Here is a 16,635-nt window from a genome sequence, read left to right as displayed (position 1 = left end):
CCCGGCCGCCCGTTCCGTGTCTTAGGCCGACCGGTCCAGGGCACGCAGCGACCGGTCCGTGATCGAACGGGCACCGCGTCCGATCGCGATGGTGCCGGACTGGACCAGCTCCTTGATGCCGAACGGCTCCAGCATCCGGAGCATGGCGGACAGCTTGTCGCTGCTCCCGGTGGCCTCGATGGTCACGGCCTCCGGGGAGACGTCCACGGTCTTGGCGCGGAACAGCTGGACGATCTCGACGATCTGGGAGCGCGTCTCGTTGTCGGCGCGCACCTTCACCAGGACGAGTTCGCGCTGGACGGCCTGCCCGGGTTCGAGCTCGACGATCTTCAGCACGTTGACGAGCTTGTTGAGCTGCTTGGTGACCTGCTCCAGCGGGAACTCGTCGACGCTCACCACGATGGTGATGCGGGAGATGTCGGGGTGCTCGGTGACGCCGACGGCGAGCGAGTCGATGTTGAAGCCGCGGCGGGAGAACAGGGCGGCGATCCGGGCCAGGATGCCGGGGGTGTTCTCCACCAGGACGGAGAGCGTGTGCTTGGACATGATCTCTTCGGTCTCTCTCGCTCAGTCGTCGTCGTTGTCGCCGAAGTCGGGGCGCACGTCCCGGGCGGCCATGATCTCGTCGTTGGAGGTGCCGGCGGCGACCATCGGCCAGACCATCGCGTCCTCGTGGACGATGAAGTCCACGACGACCGGGCGGTCGTTGATCGAGTTCGCCTCCTCGATGACCTTGTCGAGGTCCGCGGGGTCCTCGCAGCGGATCGCGTAGCAGCCCATGGCCTCCGACAGCTTCACGAAGTCGGGGACGCGGGTGCCCCTCGCCTCCGGGTTGACGTCGTCGGGACCGGAGTGCAGGACCGTGTTGGAGTACCGCTGGTTGTAGAACAGGGTCTGCCACTGGCGGACCATCCCGAGGGCGCCGTTGTTGATGACGGCGACCTTGATCGGGATGTTGTTCAGGGCGCAGGTGGTGAGCTCCTGGTTGGTCATCTGGAAGCAGCCGTCGCCGTCGATCGCCCAGACGGTGCGGCCGGGCGCGCCGGCCTTGGCGCCCATGGCGGCCGGGACCGCGTAGCCCATCGTCCCGGCGCCGCCGGAGTTCAGCCAGGAGGCGGGCTTGTCGTACTGGATGAAGTGCGCGGCCCACATCTGGTGCTGGCCGACGCCGGCGGCGAAGATCGTGCCCTCCGGCGCGAGCTGCCCGATGCGCTCGATGACCTGCTGCGGGGAGAGCGAGCCGTCCGCGGGCTGGTCGTAGCCCAGCGGGTAGGTGCCGCGCCAGCGGTTGAGGTCGTTCCACCAGGCGCTGTAGTCGCCGCGGTGCCCCTCGGCGTGCTCCTTCTGGACGGCCTGGACGAGGTCGGCCAGGACCTCGCGGGCGTCGCCGACGATCGGCACGTCGGCGGCGCGGTTCTTGCCGATCTCCGCCGGGTCGATGTCGGCGTGGACGATCCTGGCGTACGGGGCGAAGCTGTCCAGCTTGCCGGTGACGCGGTCGTCGAAACGGGCTCCGAGGGCGACGATCAGGTCGGCCTTCTGCAGCGCGGTGACGGCGGTGACCGCACCGTGCATGCCCGGCATTCCCACGTGCAGCGGGTGGCTGTCGGGGAACGCGCCGAGCGCCATCAGGGTGGTGGTGACGGGCGCTCCGGTGAGCTCGGCGAGGACCTTCAGCTCGGCGGTGGCACGGGCCTTGACGACCCCGCCGCCGACGTAGAGGACCGGTCGCTTCGCGGTGGTGATGAGCTTGGCGGCCTCGCGGATCTGCTTGGCGTGCGGCTTGGTGACGGGCCGGTAGCCGGGCAGGTCCATGACGGGCGGCCAGGAGAAGGTGGTCTTCGCCTGGAGGGCGTCCTTGGCGATGTCGACCAGCACCGGGCCGGGGCGGCCGGTGGAGGCGATGTGGAACGCCTGGGCGATGACGCGCGGGATGTCCTCGGCCTGGGTGACCAGGAAGTTGTGCTTGGTGATCGGCATGGTGATGCCGACGATGTCCGCCTCCTGGAAGGCGTCCGTGCCGATCGCCTTGGAGGCGACCTGGCCGGTGATCGCCACCAGCGGGACGGAGTCCATGTGCGCGTCGGCGATGGGCGTGACCAGGTTGGTGGCGCCGGGACCGGAGGTCGCCATGCAGACGCCCACCTTGCCGGTGGCCTGCGCGTACCCCGTGGCCGCGTGACCCGCGCCCTGCTCGTGCCGGACCAGGACGTGGCGCACCCGCGTGGAGTCCATCAGCGGGTCGTACGCCGGAAGGATCGCGCCGCCGGGAATGCCGAACACGGTGTCGGCGCCGACCTCCTCGAGAGAGCGGACGAGGGACTGCGCGCCCGTGACGTGCTCGACGGACTGCTGTCCTCCGGAACGGGGCCGCGGCTGCGGGTGAGGGGCCCCGGTGGCCTGCTCGGTCATCGGCATTCTCTTCTCGATGCTGAGGGTTTTTGCGAAGTTCGTGCGGGTTACGCGTGCTGCTCGACAGGTGCCTGTGCAACAAAAAACCCCTCGTGCCGTCAGGCAAGCGAGGGGAGCGCGCCGGGTGGTGGGTCGCTGAGCGATCGTCGCTCGGCGTCAGCCGACGCGCTGTCCAAGTACGAGAATTCGGGTGCGCATGGCACTGACCCTCCCCCTGGCGCACACTCACTGTCAAGTGGGTGGGACGGGTGTCTCATGATGTGAGCGGAGTGTCGTAGCGCTCTTGAGCACCGCCGTCACCCCCGTGGAGTACACCGGCGCACCGCCCCCGCCCGCCAGCACCGGCTCGGCCGGGCCGTGCGGCACCGGGTAGTGCCCGGCGGCCAGCGCCCGGCGCAGCCGGTACTCGTCGAGCGGCCCGGAGAAGGCGAGGCCCTGCCCGTGGGTGCAGCCCATCGCACGCAGTGCCTCGGCCTGCTCGGGCAGGTCCACGCCGTCGGCCACGGTCTGCAGACCGAGGTCGGAGGCGATCCGCAGCAGCCCGTGGGTGATCTTGTACAGGCGCGCGGACTCCGCCACCTCGTCGACCAGGCCGCGGTCGAGCTTCAGCATGTCGACCGGCAGTCGTCTGAGGGCCGTGATCGCCGCGCGTCCGCTGCCGAAGCCGTCGAGGGCGATCCGTACGCCGAGCCGCTTGAGCACGGCGAGCCGGCGTTCCAGTTCGTCGAGGGAGACCCGGGGGTCGGTGTCGGCCAGCTCCACGATCAGCGAGCCGGACGGCAGCCCGTGCCGCGTGAGCAGCGCCTCGACCGATCCGAGGGGCAGCGAGCGGTCCAGCAGCCGGCGCGCGCTCAGCCGCACGGTCACCGGCACGGGCAGGCCCGTCGCGTGCCGCTCGGCGGCCTGCTCGACGGCCTCCTCCAGCACCCAGCGGCCCAGCTCGGCGGTCTTCTCGCTGTCCTCGGCGACGCGCAGGAACTCCGCGGGCGTGAACAGCACGCCCTGGGAGGAGCGCCAGCGCGCCTGGGCGCACACCGACGTGATCCGGCCGTCCGCCAGGCACACCACGGGCTGGTGCAGCAGGGCGAACTCGCCGTGGTGCAGCGCCGCCCGCAGCCGCGTGGCCAGCTCCGCCCTGCGGACGACGTCCTGCTGCATGTGCGGCTGGTACAGCTCGACCCGGCCCTTGCCGGCCGCCTTCGCCCGGTACATCGCGAGGTCGGCGTTGCGCAGCAGCTCGCCCGCGTCGATCCCCGGTTCGGCGAAGGCGACTCCGATGGAGGCGGCGACGCGGACATCGTTGCCGTCGATGAGGTAGGGCTGGGAGAGCGTGACCCTGAGGCGGTCGGCCAGTTCGAGGATGTGCCGCTCGCGCGCGTCCCGGTCGCGGACGCCGTCGCCGACGATGAGGGCCGCGAACTCGTCACCGCCGAGCCGGGAGGCGGTGTCGCCCTTGCGGACGGCGTCCTGGAGTCTGCGGGCGGCCTGCACCAGCAGGTCGTCCCCGGCCTGGTGGCCGATGGTGTCGTTGACGCCCTTGAAGCCGTCCAGGTCGATGAAGAGCACCGCCGTGCCGCGCAGGGCCGCGCCCCGGTCCGAGGCGCGGCGGCCGGAGAGGGCCTGCTGCACGCGCCGGGTGAACAGGGCGCGGTTGGGCAGGTCGGTCAGCGGGTCGTGCTCCGCGTTGTGCTGGAGCTGGGCCTGGAGGCGGACCCGCTCGGTGACGTCCCGGCTGTTGAAGATGAGGCCGCCGTGGTGCCGGTTGACGGTCGACTCCACGTTGAGCCAGGTTTCCTCGCTCCCTGCCCCGCTCGGGCGGGAGGCGCCCCCGCCGCCGGAGCGGAACCGGCACTCGATGCGCAGGGTGGGCTCTTCCACCGGGTCGGCGGCGAGGAACCTGCGTACCTCGTGCACCACGCGGCCCAGGTCCTCCGGGTGGATCAGGGAGGCCAGTTCGGTGCCGACCAGGTCCTCCGCCGGGCGGCCGTACACCCCGGCGGCGGCCGGGGAGACGTACCGCAGGACGCCGCTGGGCGCGGCGATCATGATGACGTCGCTCGACCCCTGCACCAGGGAGCGGAAGTGGTTCTCCGCCTGGGCGAGTTCCTGGGTGAGGGTGATGTTGTCGAGGAGCATGATGCCCTGGCGCACGACGAGCGCGAGCACCACGGTGCCCCCGGTGATCAGCACGACCCGGTCGACGCTGCGGCCGTTGAGGACGTTGTAGAGGATCCCCAGGGTGCACACGGCCGCGGCGAGGTACGGGGTGAGCGCGGCGAGCGATCCGGCGACGGGCCGGGAGAGCTGGTACCGGGTCGGGCCCCCGGCGGACGGCGGCGCGTGCTGGTGATCCGGGGCGCGGCGCCGCCCGGGAAGGTGCTCGCGAACCACGCGTGTGGGCGTCTCCCGCTCGGGCCCGCCGCGGCGGGGTGCGGTCCAGGGGGCGTAGGCCAGCAGCAGCGACCCGGCGAACCAGCCCGCGTCGAGCAACTGCCCGGAGCGGTAGCCGGCGTTCAGCAGCGGGGAGGTGAACAGGGCGTCGCACATCACGGTGAGCGCGAGCGCCCCGATCGCCGTGTTCACCGCCGAGCGGTTGACCGACGAGCGCCGGAAGTGGAGCGCCAGCACCATGCTGACCAGGACGATGTCGAGCAGCGGGTACGCCAGGGACAGCGCCGTGTGCGCGACGCCCGGTCCCTCGGCCTGGGCGGCCTGGGCGAGGGCGAGGCTCCACGCCAGGGTCAGCAGCGAGCCGCCGATCAGCCAGGCGTCGAGGCCGAGGCACACCCATCCGGCCTTGGTCACGGGCCGTTTGGCGAGCACCAGCAGCCCGACGATGGCGGGCGGCGCGAAGCAGAGGAAGAACAGGTCGGCGTAACTGGGGGTCGGCACCTCGCGGTCCAGCACGACCTCGTACCAGCCCCAGACCAGGTTGCCCAGGGACGCCATGGCCGAGGAGAGCCCGAACAGCAGCCAGGCGGGCCGGTACCGGGTGCGGCGGCTGCGGGCGTAGACCACGCAGGACACGGCGGCGGCCGCGGCGGCGGCGCTCAGTCCGAAGTCCCCCATGATCAGAGCGAGTCGCTCCGACCCCCAGCCGAACGCGGCGCCGACGGCGTAGGCGCCGCAGACCAGGGCGAGCGCCAGCCGGAGGGCGGGTCCGGGGCGGCGGCCGGCGGCCTGCGCGCCGGGCAGCGGGGTCCGCGGGGCGGACTCGGGACGCAGCGTTCCGTCGACAGTGGGGGTCGGCGGCGCGCTCACCGGCCCCTCCCGGTCCGCGTCACCGCCGCGCCCCAGGGGCCCCGGAGCACCTGGGTCCGGGTCCGCCGGCCGGTCGTCCGCCGGGGCCGGTGGTGAGGGCCGGCGCCGTCGGTCCGGTCGCCGCGCCGGATGTGCTGACCGTGTCTGTGCGTGTCCGTGCGCCGGTGTCGCCGCCGACGCATCCGCCGCGTCGGATCGCTGGTCCCTCGACCGTGCATAGCCCGTCGCCCCCCTCACAGTCCGCCTGTCGCTCCCCCGCGCCGTTGGTCGACGGCGCAGCCCCTGTCGGGACGATACACCAGTATCGTCACTCAGGGACATAGCCCCTCTACGCTCCGTGACGATCAACGAACCGCCGAGTACCCACCGCTCCCGGGGAGTCGCGGACGGTACTCGAAGCGGACTACACGTCTTCCCTTCCCGTCACCAGAATCACGTTCCCGAGCTCCTCCCGGTTCATGTACCGGCGCAACTGGTCGCGCAGCAGCCGCTTCGCGCGCGGCAGGAAGGCGGACGTGGGTCCGCCGACGTGCGGGGTGATCAGGACGCCCGGCGCCCGCCACAACGGGTGGTCCACGGGAAGGGGTTCGGGGTCGGTGACGTCGAGGGCCGCGGTGATGCGCCCGCTCTCCACCTCGGTGAGCAGGGCCTTGGTGTCGACGACCGCCCCGCGGGCGACGTTCACCAGCAGGGCGCCGTCCTTCATGCGGGCCAGGAACCCGGCGTCCACGAGATGCCGGGTGCTCTCGGTCAGCGGGGTGGACAGGACGACGACGTCCGCCTCCGGGAGCAGGGAGGGAAGCGCGGTGAGTGGATGCACCGGCCCGCGCTCCGTTGTGCGCGCGGAGCGTGCGACGCGCGCCACCCGCGCGAGCTCGAACGGGGTGAGCCGGTCCTCGATGGCCGCGCCGATCGAGCCGTACCCGACGATGAGCACCGTCCGGTCGGCGAGCGCCGGCCGGAAGCCGCCCTGCCACTCCCCCCGGTCCTGGGCGCGCACGAAGTCGGGGACGCCCCGCAGGGAGGCGAGGATCAGGGCGAGCGTGAGCTCCGCGGTGCTGGCCTCGTGCACCCCGCGCGCGTTGCACAGCCGCACGCCCGAAGGCAGGTCCTTCAGGCCGGGCTGCACGTGGTCGATGCCGGCCGACAGGGTCTGCACCACGCGCACGGACCGCATCCGGGGCAGCGGACGCAGGCACACCTCGGCGGCCTTCATGTACGGCACGACGTAGAAGTCGCAGGCCTCAGGGTCGGCCGGGTACGTCTCGCCGCCGTCCCAGAAGTGGTAGCGCGGCCCCTCGGGGAGTCCGTCGATCTCGTCCGGGGGAATGGGGAGCCACACGTCAGGAGTCATGTCCCGGAGGCTAGTTCAGGACGCCGGAGCGGCAGAGGTTAGGTTGGGGGGCCGGAGAGGGAGGGTCACGAGCAGGTGGAGCGCAGGACGATCGGCGCGGCGGCGCTCTCGGTGGGCGCGGTGGGCCTCGGGTGCATGCCGATGAGCTGGGCCTACAGCACGTCCAGGCAGCGCGGCGAGGAGTCGCTGAGGGCGGTGCACCGGGCGCTGGACACGGGCTCGGACCTTCTCGACACCGCCGACATGTACGGCCCGTTCACCAACGAGCTGCTGCTCGGGCGGGTGTTGAAGGAGCGGCGTGCCGACGCCTTCGTGTCGACGAAGGTCGGACTGCTGGTGGGGGACCAGCACATCGTGGCCAACGGCCGCCCCGGGTACGTCAGGCGGGCCTGCGACGCGTCGCTGCGGCGGCTGCAGACCGATGTGATCGACCTCTACCAGCTGCACCGCGCCGACCCTGAGGTCCCGGTCGAGGAGACCTGGGGCGCGATGGCGGATCTGGTGCGGGCGGGCAAGGTGCGGGCGCTGGGCCTGTGCGCGGTCGGGGCGCGCTCGTCGCGGCGGCCGGGGGCGCGGCTGCACGACGCGACGATCCGGCAGCTGGAGCGCGTGCAGCAGGTGTTCCCGGTGAGCGCGGTGCAGGCGGAGCTGTCGGTGTGGTCGCCGGAGGCGCTGGAGACGCTGCTGCCGTGGTGCGAGGCGCGGGGTGTGGGCTTCCTGGCGGCGATGCCGCTGGGCAACGGCTTCCTGACCGGCACGCTGACGCCCGGCCAGGGGTTCGAGGCGGACGACCTGCGCGCCCGGCATCCGCGGTTCACGGCCGAGATGATGGCCGCGAACCAGCCGATCGTGGTGGGGCTGCGCCGGGTCGCGCGCCGGCACGGGGAGCACGTCACCCCGGCGCAGGTCGCCCTGGCCTGGGTGCTGAGCCGGGGCCGCCAGGTGATCCCGGTGCCGGGCGCCAAGCAGGAGCGGTGGGTGACGGAGAACGCGGCGGCGGCGGATCTGCGGCTGACGGACGAGGATCTCGCGGAGATCGCGAGCCTGCCGCCGGCGCAGGGGTCGTGGGACTGAGGTCCCCGCCCGGGACACGGGGCGGCCGGCCCTGACGGCGGCGGGCGGTCCGGCCCGGTCCGGCCCTCGGCGAGGTTCGGGCCCGGCGAAGCGGGAACCTGTGAGGCGCGAGCGGTGTATGACAGACAGAACCCGCCGCGTCGAAGGGACGAGATCGTGCAACGACGAGCCGTGACGGCCGTGCTGGCCGCCGCCGCGCTCCTGCTGACCGCAGGCTGCTCCTCCGACGGCGGAGCGCCGCCGGAGAAGGACGCCGCCGCCTCCTCGCCCTCGGCCGCGGCCCCGTCCTCGCCCTCCGGGAAGGCCGAGCGGACCCCGCCCGCGAAGGGCTCGGTGACGGTGGTCCGGACGGTGGCGACGGGGCTGGACAGTCCCTGGGGCCTGGCCCCGGTCGGGGACGGCGACCTCCTGGTGTCCTCCCGCGACAAGGGCACGATCACCCGGATCGACGGGACGACGGGGAAGAAGACCGAGCTGGGCGAGGTGCCCGGGGTCGCGGCCGAGGGCGAGGGCGGCCTGCTGGGCATCGCCCTCTCCCCCGACTTCGCCTCGGACCACATGATCTACGCCTACTTCACCTCGGCCTCCGACAACCGCATCGTGCGGATGCTCTACAACGAGCGGAAGCCGGCCGGCGAGCAGCTCGGGGCGCCCGACACGGTGTTCCGGGGCATCCCCAAGGGCGTGATCCACAACGGCGGGCGGATCGCCTTCGGCCCGGACCGCATGCTCTACGCGGGCACGGGCGAGAGCGGCGACACGGGGCTCTCCCAGGACAAGGAGTCCCTCGGCGGCAAGATCCTGCGGATGACCCCGGACGGCGACCCGGCCCCGGGCAACCCGTTCCCCGGCTCCCCCGTGTACTCGTACGGCCACCGCAACGTGCAGGGCCTGGCCTGGGACCGTGAACAGCGGCTGCTCGCCTCGGAGTTCGGCCAGAACACCTGGGACGAGCTGAACGCCGTCGCGCCGGGCGGCAACTACGGCTGGCCGGAGGCCGAGGGCCACGCGGACGAGGGCGGCTTCCACAACCCGATCGCCCAGTGGAGCACCGACGAGGCGTCCCCCAGCGGCATCGCGTACGCCGGGGGCTCCGTGTGGATGGCGGGCCTGCGCGGCGAGCGGCTGTGGCGCATACCGCTCAAGGGGACGGAGGCCTCCGCGGACCCTCAGGCGTTCCTGGAGGGCGAGTACGGCCGGCTGCGCACCGTGGTCGCGGCGGGCGGCGACCGGCTGTGGCTGGTGACCAGCAACACGGACGGCCGGGGCGACCCGGAGAAGGACGACGACCGCGTCCTGGAGCTGCGGGTCCGCTAGCCGGTGCTCAGTCCCCCGCGGGGGCGTCCGGGGCGTCCCCCGTGTCGTCCGTTTCCTCGTCGGCCGGGGCCGCCCGGCGGACGGTGACCTTTCCGGACGCGAGGTCTATCGGCCCGCGTCCGGGGTCGGCGTCGCCGACGTCCTCCCGGGACAGTTCCAGGCGTTTCTGCTCGTCATGGGTGTGTTTGCGCCCGGGGGAGAACAGTTCCTCGAAGGCGTTGAACATCGTTCCCCTTTCCCAGGGCCGCGGGCGCCGGGCCGCTTGTGTCCTGGATCGATTGTCGCGCGGTGGCGGGATGCGCGGTTCCGTCGGGGAACAGCCCCAGCCGGTGGGCCACCGCCGCCGCCTCGCCGCGCCCGGAGACGCCCAGCTTGGCGAGGATGTTCGACACGTGGACGCTGGCCGTCTTCGGCGAGATGAACAGCGCCTCGGCGATCCGGCGGTTGGTGTGCCCGGCTGCCACCAGGCGCAGCACGTCCCGCTCCCTGCTGGTCAGGCCCAGTGCCTCGGCCGGGTCGGCGGGCGCCGGGGGCGCCTCCTCGCGCGGGGCGGGCGTGAGCGCCAGGCGGCCGCGCCGGGCCAGCAGCGCGGCGTCCCGGGCCAGCGGCGCCGCGCCCAGGTGGGAGGCGACGGCATCGACGAGGCGCAGCAGTCCGGTGGCGCGGGCCCGCTCGTCCTCGCCCCCGCCGGCGGCCAGCAGCGCCTCGGCGAGCCGGAGGCGGGCGCAGGCGAGGTCGTGGGGCCGTCCCAGGGGCTCCAGCGCCGCCACGACCGCGGACCACGCGTCCGGCTCGGTCCGGCCCTCGGCGCGCAGCAGCTCGGCGCGCAGCCACTCGTCGTGGGCCTTCCACAGGGGCACACCGGTGGCCAGGGTCTTCGCCGCCCGGCGGATCCGGTCGAGGATCTCCGGACGGCCCGGTTCGGCCGCCGGGTCGCCGTACCGGTCGGCCTCGGCGGTGGTGGCGGCGAGCAGCAGGGGCCAGCCGTAGCGCTGGGTGCCGGGCGGGAAGCCGGCGTCGAGGGCGGCGGACAGTCCGGCGCGGGCCTCCTCCGTGCGGCCTTCGGCGGCGGCGAGGCGGAGGGCGACCCACTGCATGGGGAGGGCGTACTGGGGCATCGGGTCGTGGGTGCCGAAGTGGGCGCGGGCCTCGGCGAGGCAGCGGGCCGCTTCGGCGGTGTCGCCCCGCAGGAAGGCGAGGTGGGCCAGGCGTATCGAGCCGCCGGCCCGCGGCTTGGCGCTCTGCTCGGTCCGCTGTGCGTCGGCCGCGGCAAGGGCGGCCTCCTCCCAGCGCCCGACGGACAGCAGGGACTCGGCGAGGTTGCCCCACACCCACCCCTGGTAGTCCAGCAGACCGAGCCGCCGGGTGACCCGGACGCCCTCCTCGAGGAGCCGTACGGCCTCCTCGGAGCGGCCGACCCCTTCGAGCACGGAGGGCAGGTTGACGAAGGCGCGCGCCAGCACCATGTCGACGCCCAGCTCGGCCGCCCGGTCCTTCACCTCGTGCATCTCGGCGAGCCCGGCCTCGATGTCGCCGGCGTCGACCATGAGGCCGCCGAGGGTGAGCCGGGCGTTGAGCTCGATGTCGTGGGCGCCGACCATGCGGGCGTACTCGACGGCGCGTTCCGCGGCGGCCATGGCGTCGGGTCCGGGTTCGTGCAGCATCGACCAGCTGGCGGCGGAGGCGAGCACCTCGGCGTGCACCTCGGAGGGCGGCAGTCCGCGCACCAGTTCCTGCGCGGTGCCCAGCTCGTCCCGGCCGTCACCGCGGGCGAGGGCCTGGGCGAGCCGGGAGCGCTGCACCCAGAACCAGGCGGCGCGCAGCGGGTCGGGGTCCTCGTCGAGGAGGCGCAGCGCCCGCTTGGTGAGCTTCAGGGAGCGTTCGCGTTCGCCGCAGAGGCGGCCGGCGACGGCGGCCTCGGCCAGCAGGTCGAGGTAGCGCAGCGGGCGTGTCCCGGGGTCGTCGCCGGGGTCCCCGCAGTCGGGGGACGGGTAGGCCTCGGCGTGGTCGAGCGGGCGCAGTCCGGCGCGCACGGCGTCGGGGACGGCGTCCCACAGCTCCATCGCCCGCTCCAGCAGGCGCAGTTGCTCGGCGTAGGCGTGGCGTGCGCGGGCCTCGGCGGAGGCGTCGAGGACGGCGGGCAGCGCCTTGGCGGCGTCGTGGGCGTGGTACCAGTAGCTGGCCAGCCGGGTGGTCCGCTCGTCGGCGGGGACGAGGGCGGGGTCGGCCTCCAGAGCTTCGGCGAAGCGGCGGTGGAGGCGGGAGCGTTCGCCGGGCAGCAGGTCGTCGCTGACGGCCTCGCGGACCAGGGAGTGCCGGAAGCGGTAGCCGTCGCGGTCGGGGGCGGGGGTGAGGATGCCGGCGTTGACGGCCGCGCGCAGGGCCTCGATGAGGTCGTCCTCGCCGAGTCCGGCGACGGCGGCGAGCAGCCGGTCCTCGACGGTGGAGCCGCCCTCGGCGACGCTCCGGACGACCCGCTGGGCGCTCTCCGGCAGGTTCTCGACCCTGACCAGGAGCAGGTCGCGCAGGGAGTCGGTGAGGCCGGTGCGGCAGCCCTCGTCGGCGGCGACGGCGAGTTCCTCGACGAAGAAGGCGTTGCCGTCGGAGCGTTCGAAGATGTCGTCGACGCGGTCCGGTTCGGGTTCGCGGTCGAGGATGCCGGCGATCTGCCGGTGCACCTCCTCGCGGGTGAAGCGGCGCAGTTCGACGCGCCGGACGGTGCGCAGCCGGTCGAGTTCGGCGAGGAGGGGGCGCAGCGGGTGGCGGCGGTGGATGTCGTCGGAGCGGTAGGTGGCGAGGACGACGAGGCGGCCGGTGCGCAGGGTGCGGAAGAGGTAGGCGAGCAGATGGCGGGTGGAGGCGTCGGCCCAGTGCAGGTCCTCCAGGACGAGGACGACGGTGTGCTCGGCGGCGACCCGTTCCAGCAGGCGGGCGGTGAGCTCGAAGAGGCGGGCCATGCCCTGCTCGTCGCGGCGGGCCTCGCGGGCGGCGGCGGTGGCGAGTTCGGGCAGCAGCCGGGCCAGTTCCTCCTCCTGCCCGGAGGCGGCGGCCGCGAGCCGGCCGGGCAGTTCCCGTCGGAGCTGGCGCAGGGCGGTGGAGAAGGGGGCGAAGGGCAGGCCGTCGGCGCCGATCTCCACGCATCCGCCGAGGGCGACGGTCCCGCCCCGGTCCCGGACGGCGGCGGCGAACTCCTCCACGAGACGGGTCTTGCCCACCCCTGCCTCGCCGCCGATCAGCAACGCCTGCGGCTCCCCGGCGCCGGCCCGGTCGAACGCGTCGTTCAGAACGGCGAGTTCGGCGGTGCGGCCGACGAACACGGGGCTGACGGACTTGGTCTCCACGCCTCCGAGCATCGCATGCGCGTCCGACGACGGCGCAGCGCTTCTCCTCTCCCGGCGCGCCGGCACGCCACCGCCTCCTCCGTGTCCCGTGTGCCTCCACCGGCTGTCCGGACCCGACGACGGGCGGCGGCCGCTTCCGTGCGGCCACCGCCCCGGTGCGGTGCTCATGCGGTCCGGGCCGACCGGGACCGCCGCCAGGTATGGCTCTCGGCGCCGCCGCGTGCGCCGGACACGTGGCGGGCGGCGCGGCGGGCCCGCATCGCCTCGCGGACCCGGCGCTCCTCCGCGGCCCGGCGGACCAGGTCGTCGTGGCGAAGCCGGTACAGCTCGTGCTCGGACATGGCGGGTTCCCCCTCGGATCGGGTGCCGGTATCGCTTTCTGCGATGCCTCCACCTTCGTCTCCGAGGCGGGCGGGTCACATCGGGAGAGTTCCGTATCTTCACGGGCGGTGATGCCTCAGAAGTCGTGCGCGGTGGGCGGCAAGCCGCTGAGACGGCGTCTAAAACCCCCCTCAGGAGGCCGAGGGCGGTCCCGGCGGCACGCCCGTGTACGTGAGCACCGTCGGCAGCGGTCCGATCACCCCGGGGTGACGCCACCCCGGGCGACGGATGTGATCCGCCAGGGTTTCGCGCGCGGCGGCCGCCGCGCCCGGCCGGCTGCGGGTGAGGAAGACCGTGCCGGGCGCCGCACAGACGACGGCGGCCGCGCCCTGTCCGGCCCCGTGCGGGGGCCCGGCCGCGGTCGGCGCGCTTCTTCGCGGCGGCTTCCCGCCCCTGCTCCGCCGTCCGCTCGTCGGGCTCCGCGAGGGTCGCGCGGTCGCGGTTCCGGTTTCGCCCTCTGGCTTCTCCGCCGTGTTCCGCTGTCTTCTCCGCCGTGTTCCGCCGTCTTCTCAGCCGTGTTCCGCACCGTACGGAGTCCGTCCGGGGTTCCGTTCAACGCCCGTCGGGCTGCTGGTCGCGGGCGCGCCACTCGGGGGCCAGGACGGACCAGACCTCCAGGTCGTGCCGTACGCCGTGGTGCAGGTGGGCCTCGCGGCGGACGCCGTCGCGGGTCATGCCGAGCCGGCGGGCGACGGCGATGCTGCCGGTGTTGCCGGACGCGGCGACCCATTCGACGCGGTGGATCCCGCGCTCCTCGACGGCCCAGTCGATCAGCACGCGCATGGCGCGGGTGACGAGTCCGCGTCCGGTGGCGGCGGGCTCCAGCCAGCAGCCGACCTCGCAGGTGCCGGCCGCCGCGTCGAGGTTCAGGGTGAGGACCCCGCCGACGAGCTTGCCGTCGAGCCACAGCCCGTGCAGCGAGGCCGTGTCGGCGGCGCGCAGGTCGGCGTACCGCTGGAGCGCCTCACGCGCCGTGTCCAGGTCGGTGGCGCGGGAGCCGAAGGGGACGTACCGGTTGATGAACTCACGGCCCCGGTCGAGATGGGCGAGGAATTCCTCGGCGTGCCAGATCTCCAGGGGGCGCATCTCGGCGCCGTCGTCACCCAGTCGTATCGCGTACATCCCGCTGCCGCTCCTCCTTCGCCAGCACGTCCGCCACCTCGGCGTCCGTGACGGCGGCCAGCCTCTCATGGCCGGGACGGCGGTCGGGCGGCTCGATGCTGATCCGGGGCAGGATCCGGTCCAGCCACGTCGGCAGCCACCAGTTGGCGCCGCCGAGGAGGTGCATCAGCGCGGGCACGAGCAGCGTGCGCAGCACGAAGGCGTCGAGGGCGACGGCCGCGGCGAGGGCGATGCCGAACATGGCGATCACGCGGTCGCCGCTGAGCACGAAGGCGAGGAAGACCGAGATCATGATCACGGCGGCGGAGTTGATCACGCGGCTGGTCTCGGCGAGGCCGACGCGGACGGCCCGCCGGTTGTCGCCGGTCTCCAGCCACTCCTCGTACATCCGGCTCACCAGGAAGACCTGGTAGTCCATGGACAGACCGAAGAGCACCGACACCATGATCACGGGCAGGAAGGGCTCGATGGGACCGGCGCTGCCGAGACCGAGCAGGTCGCTCCCCCAGCCCCACTGGAAGATCATGACGACCACGCCGAACGCGCCGGCGACCGCGGCCACGTTCATCGCGGCGGCCTTGAGCGGGATGCCGATCGAGCGGAAGGCGAGGAGCAGCAGCAGACAGCCGAGGCCGATCACGACGCCGACGAACAGGGGGAGCTTGTCGACGATGACGGAGGCGAAGTCGTCGTAGCCGGCCGTCACGCCCCCGACGTGCACGTCGAGCGACGTGCCCGACTCGGCGCGGGGCAGCACGTCCTCGCGCAGCCGGTCCACCAGGTCGCTGGTCCGCTCCGACTGCGGGGACGAGTCCGGTACGACGGTGAGGAAGGCGGTGTCGCCGCCCTGGCTGTACGTCACCGGCGACGCGGAGACGACGCCCTCGGTGGTGCGCAGGGTGGCGCCCAGGTTGTCCAGGGCGAGCCGGTCCTGGGCGTCGTCGACCTCGGTGACCAGGGTGAGCGGCCCGTTCACGCCCGGCCCGAAGCCGTCGGCGAGAAGGTCGTAGGCCTGGCGGGTGGTGGAAGTCTTCGGGTCGTTGCCCTGGTCGGAGGTGCCCAGGTGGAGCGAGAAGGTGGGCAGGGCCAGGACGGCCATGACGACGACGGCGACCGCGCCGAGCAGCTTGGGGTGGCGCTCCACGAACGCCGACCAGCGGGCGGCGAACCCGGTGGGCACCTCCGGCTCCGGCCCGTGCTCGGCGAGCCGGCGCCGCTCCCGGCGGCTCAGCGCCCGCATGCCGATCAGGGACAGCAGGGCGGGCAGCAGGGTGACGGAGGCGGCGACGGTGAGCAGCACGGTGAGCGAGGCGGCCACGGCGACGCCGTTGAGGAAGTTCAGGCGGAGGATCAGCATGCCCAGCAGGGCGATGCAGACGGTCGCACCCGCGAACACGACCGCCCGCCCGGTGGTGGCGACGGCGTTGGTGGCGGCCTCGGTGACGCTCAGGCCGCGCTTCAGTCCGCGCCGGTGCCGGGTGACGATGAACAGCGCGTAGTCGATGCCCACGCCGAGCCCGATCAGCAGGCCGAGCATCGGCGCGAAGTCCGCGACGGTCATCACATGGCCGAGCAGCACGATGCCCGCGTAGGCGGTGCCGACGCTCACCAGCGCGGTGGCGATGGGCAGCAGGGAGGCGGCGAGGGAGCCGAAGGCGAGGAACAGCACGACGGCGGCGACGGCCACGCCGACGATCTCGGCGGTGTGCCCGCCGGGCGCCTCGCTCAGCTCGACGGCGCTGCCGCCCAGCTCGACGTCGAGCCCGTCGGTCTCCGCGGCCTTGGCCGTCTCGACCACGGCCTCGGCCTCACCGGTGGTGATGTCCGCGCCGGAGTGCTGGAAGGTCACGGTGGCGTAGGCGGTGCGGCCGTCGGCGCTGATGCGTCCGGCGCCCCCGTCGTCGTACGGGCCGCTGACGGAGGCGACGCCGGGCAGGTCCTCGAGCCGGTCGAGGGTGCGGGTCATGGTCTGCTCGACGCCGCTGTCCCGGACGGTGCCGGACGACGTGTGCCAGACCACGGTGTCGCTGTCGCCCCCCATGCCGGGGAAGCCGTCCTTCAGCAGCTCGGCGGCGTGCCCCGACTCGGTGCCGGGCACGTCGTAGTCGTTCGAGTAGGCGGAGCCGGCGACGAAGGCGCTCGCCGCGATCCCGGTGAGCGCGAGCAGCCACAGCAGAACGGTGAAGAGACGGCGTTGGACGCACCAACGTGCTAGGGCTGCCACAGACGTGCTCCCGGTGACGGCTCGGAGTGGATCTTTGACCGGGTACCGCCGACGAACGATCGAACAGCCCGCAAAGAACGCATGAGCAATGCCCTGCCACTGTTACAGGCAAAAATGATCGTTTGTCGCTTTCGTGTACTAACTCACAT

Annotated in this window: 11 protein-coding genes; 2 read left to right on the top strand and 9 right to left on the bottom strand. The window is 73.3% G+C overall.

Annotation, left to right across the window (positions count from 1 at the left end; all coding sequences use genetic code 11):
* Positions 1–21: 21 nt before the first annotated feature.
* The 4 genes from ilvN to ACIQ8B_RS16745 form a co-directional block, all read right to left on the bottom strand.
* Complete coding sequence (gene ilvN / locus ACIQ8B_RS16760; protein WP_019524397.1) at positions 22–546, bottom strand: acetolactate synthase small subunit; 525 nt, start codon at positions 544–546, stop codon at positions 22–24.
* 21 nt (positions 547–567) lie between these two features.
* A complete protein-coding gene (locus ACIQ8B_RS16755; RefSeq protein WP_403547561.1) occupies positions 568–2,412 on the bottom strand; it encodes an acetolactate synthase large subunit in 1,845 nt (614 codons plus the stop codon).
* A gap of 231 nt (positions 2,413–2,643) precedes the next feature.
* The gene (locus tag ACIQ8B_RS16750) at positions 2,644–5,673 is read right to left on the bottom strand and encodes an EAL domain-containing protein (protein WP_403547559.1); all 3,030 of its coding nucleotides are present in this window, start codon (positions 5,671–5,673) and stop codon (positions 2,644–2,646) included.
* A 403-nt stretch (positions 5,674–6,076) separates the two neighbouring features.
* On the bottom strand, positions 6,077–7,027 hold the full coding sequence (locus ACIQ8B_RS16745) for a 2-hydroxyacid dehydrogenase (protein WP_403547557.1): 951 nt from the start codon (positions 7,025–7,027) through the stop codon (positions 6,077–6,079).
* A gap of 75 nt (positions 7,028–7,102) precedes the next feature.
* Here ACIQ8B_RS16745 and ACIQ8B_RS16740 point away from each other — a divergent pair, with 75 nt between their 5' ends.
* Complete coding sequence (locus tag ACIQ8B_RS16740; protein WP_106412297.1) at positions 7,103–8,101, top strand: aldo/keto reductase; 999 nt, start codon at positions 7,103–7,105, stop codon at positions 8,099–8,101.
* Positions 8,102–8,257: 156 nt separating this feature from the next.
* Positions 8,258–9,418 carry a PQQ-dependent sugar dehydrogenase gene (locus ACIQ8B_RS16735; RefSeq protein WP_403547555.1) on the top strand — a complete coding sequence of 387 codons (1,161 nt, stop codon included), beginning with the start codon at positions 8,258–8,260 and terminating at the stop codon, positions 9,416–9,418.
* Positions 9,419–9,425: 7 nt separating this feature from the next.
* Here the strand turns inward: ACIQ8B_RS16735 and ACIQ8B_RS16730 are convergent, their stop codons facing one another.
* The 5 genes from ACIQ8B_RS16730 to ACIQ8B_RS16710 form a co-directional block, all read right to left on the bottom strand.
* Positions 9,426–9,644: a DUF6191 domain-containing protein gene (locus ACIQ8B_RS16730; protein ID WP_106412299.1), complete on the bottom strand. Its 219-nt coding sequence runs from the start codon at positions 9,642–9,644 to the stop codon at positions 9,426–9,428.
* Positions 9,592–12,771, bottom strand: coding sequence for an AAA family ATPase (locus ACIQ8B_RS16725; protein WP_403547553.1), 3,180 nt, complete (start codon positions 12,769–12,771; stop codon positions 9,592–9,594). Before ACIQ8B_RS16725 ends, ACIQ8B_RS16730 begins: the two co-directional genes overlap by 53 nt.
* 152 nt (positions 12,772–12,923) lie before the next feature.
* Positions 12,924–13,100, bottom strand: coding sequence for a hypothetical protein (locus ACIQ8B_RS16720; protein WP_403547551.1), 177 nt, complete (start codon positions 13,098–13,100; stop codon positions 12,924–12,926).
* Positions 13,101–13,692: 592 nt separating this feature from the next.
* Positions 13,693–14,262, bottom strand: coding sequence for a GNAT family N-acetyltransferase (locus ACIQ8B_RS16715; protein ID WP_290006770.1), 570 nt, complete (start codon positions 14,260–14,262; stop codon positions 13,693–13,695).
* Positions 14,240–16,486, bottom strand: coding sequence for an MMPL family transporter (locus ACIQ8B_RS16710; RefSeq protein WP_403547549.1), 2,247 nt, complete (start codon positions 16,484–16,486; stop codon positions 14,240–14,242). Before ACIQ8B_RS16710 ends, ACIQ8B_RS16715 begins: the two co-directional genes overlap by 23 nt.
* Between the last annotated feature and the right edge of the window lie 149 nt (positions 16,487–16,635).

It is taken from the genome of Streptomyces sp. NPDC096105 (assembly GCF_044763335.1).
Classification (GTDB): domain Bacteria; phylum Actinomycetota; class Actinomycetes; order Streptomycetales; family Streptomycetaceae; genus Streptomyces.
The sequence above is the reverse complement of the archived record's forward strand: the minus strand, read 5'-3'. Positions and strand labels throughout refer to the sequence as shown.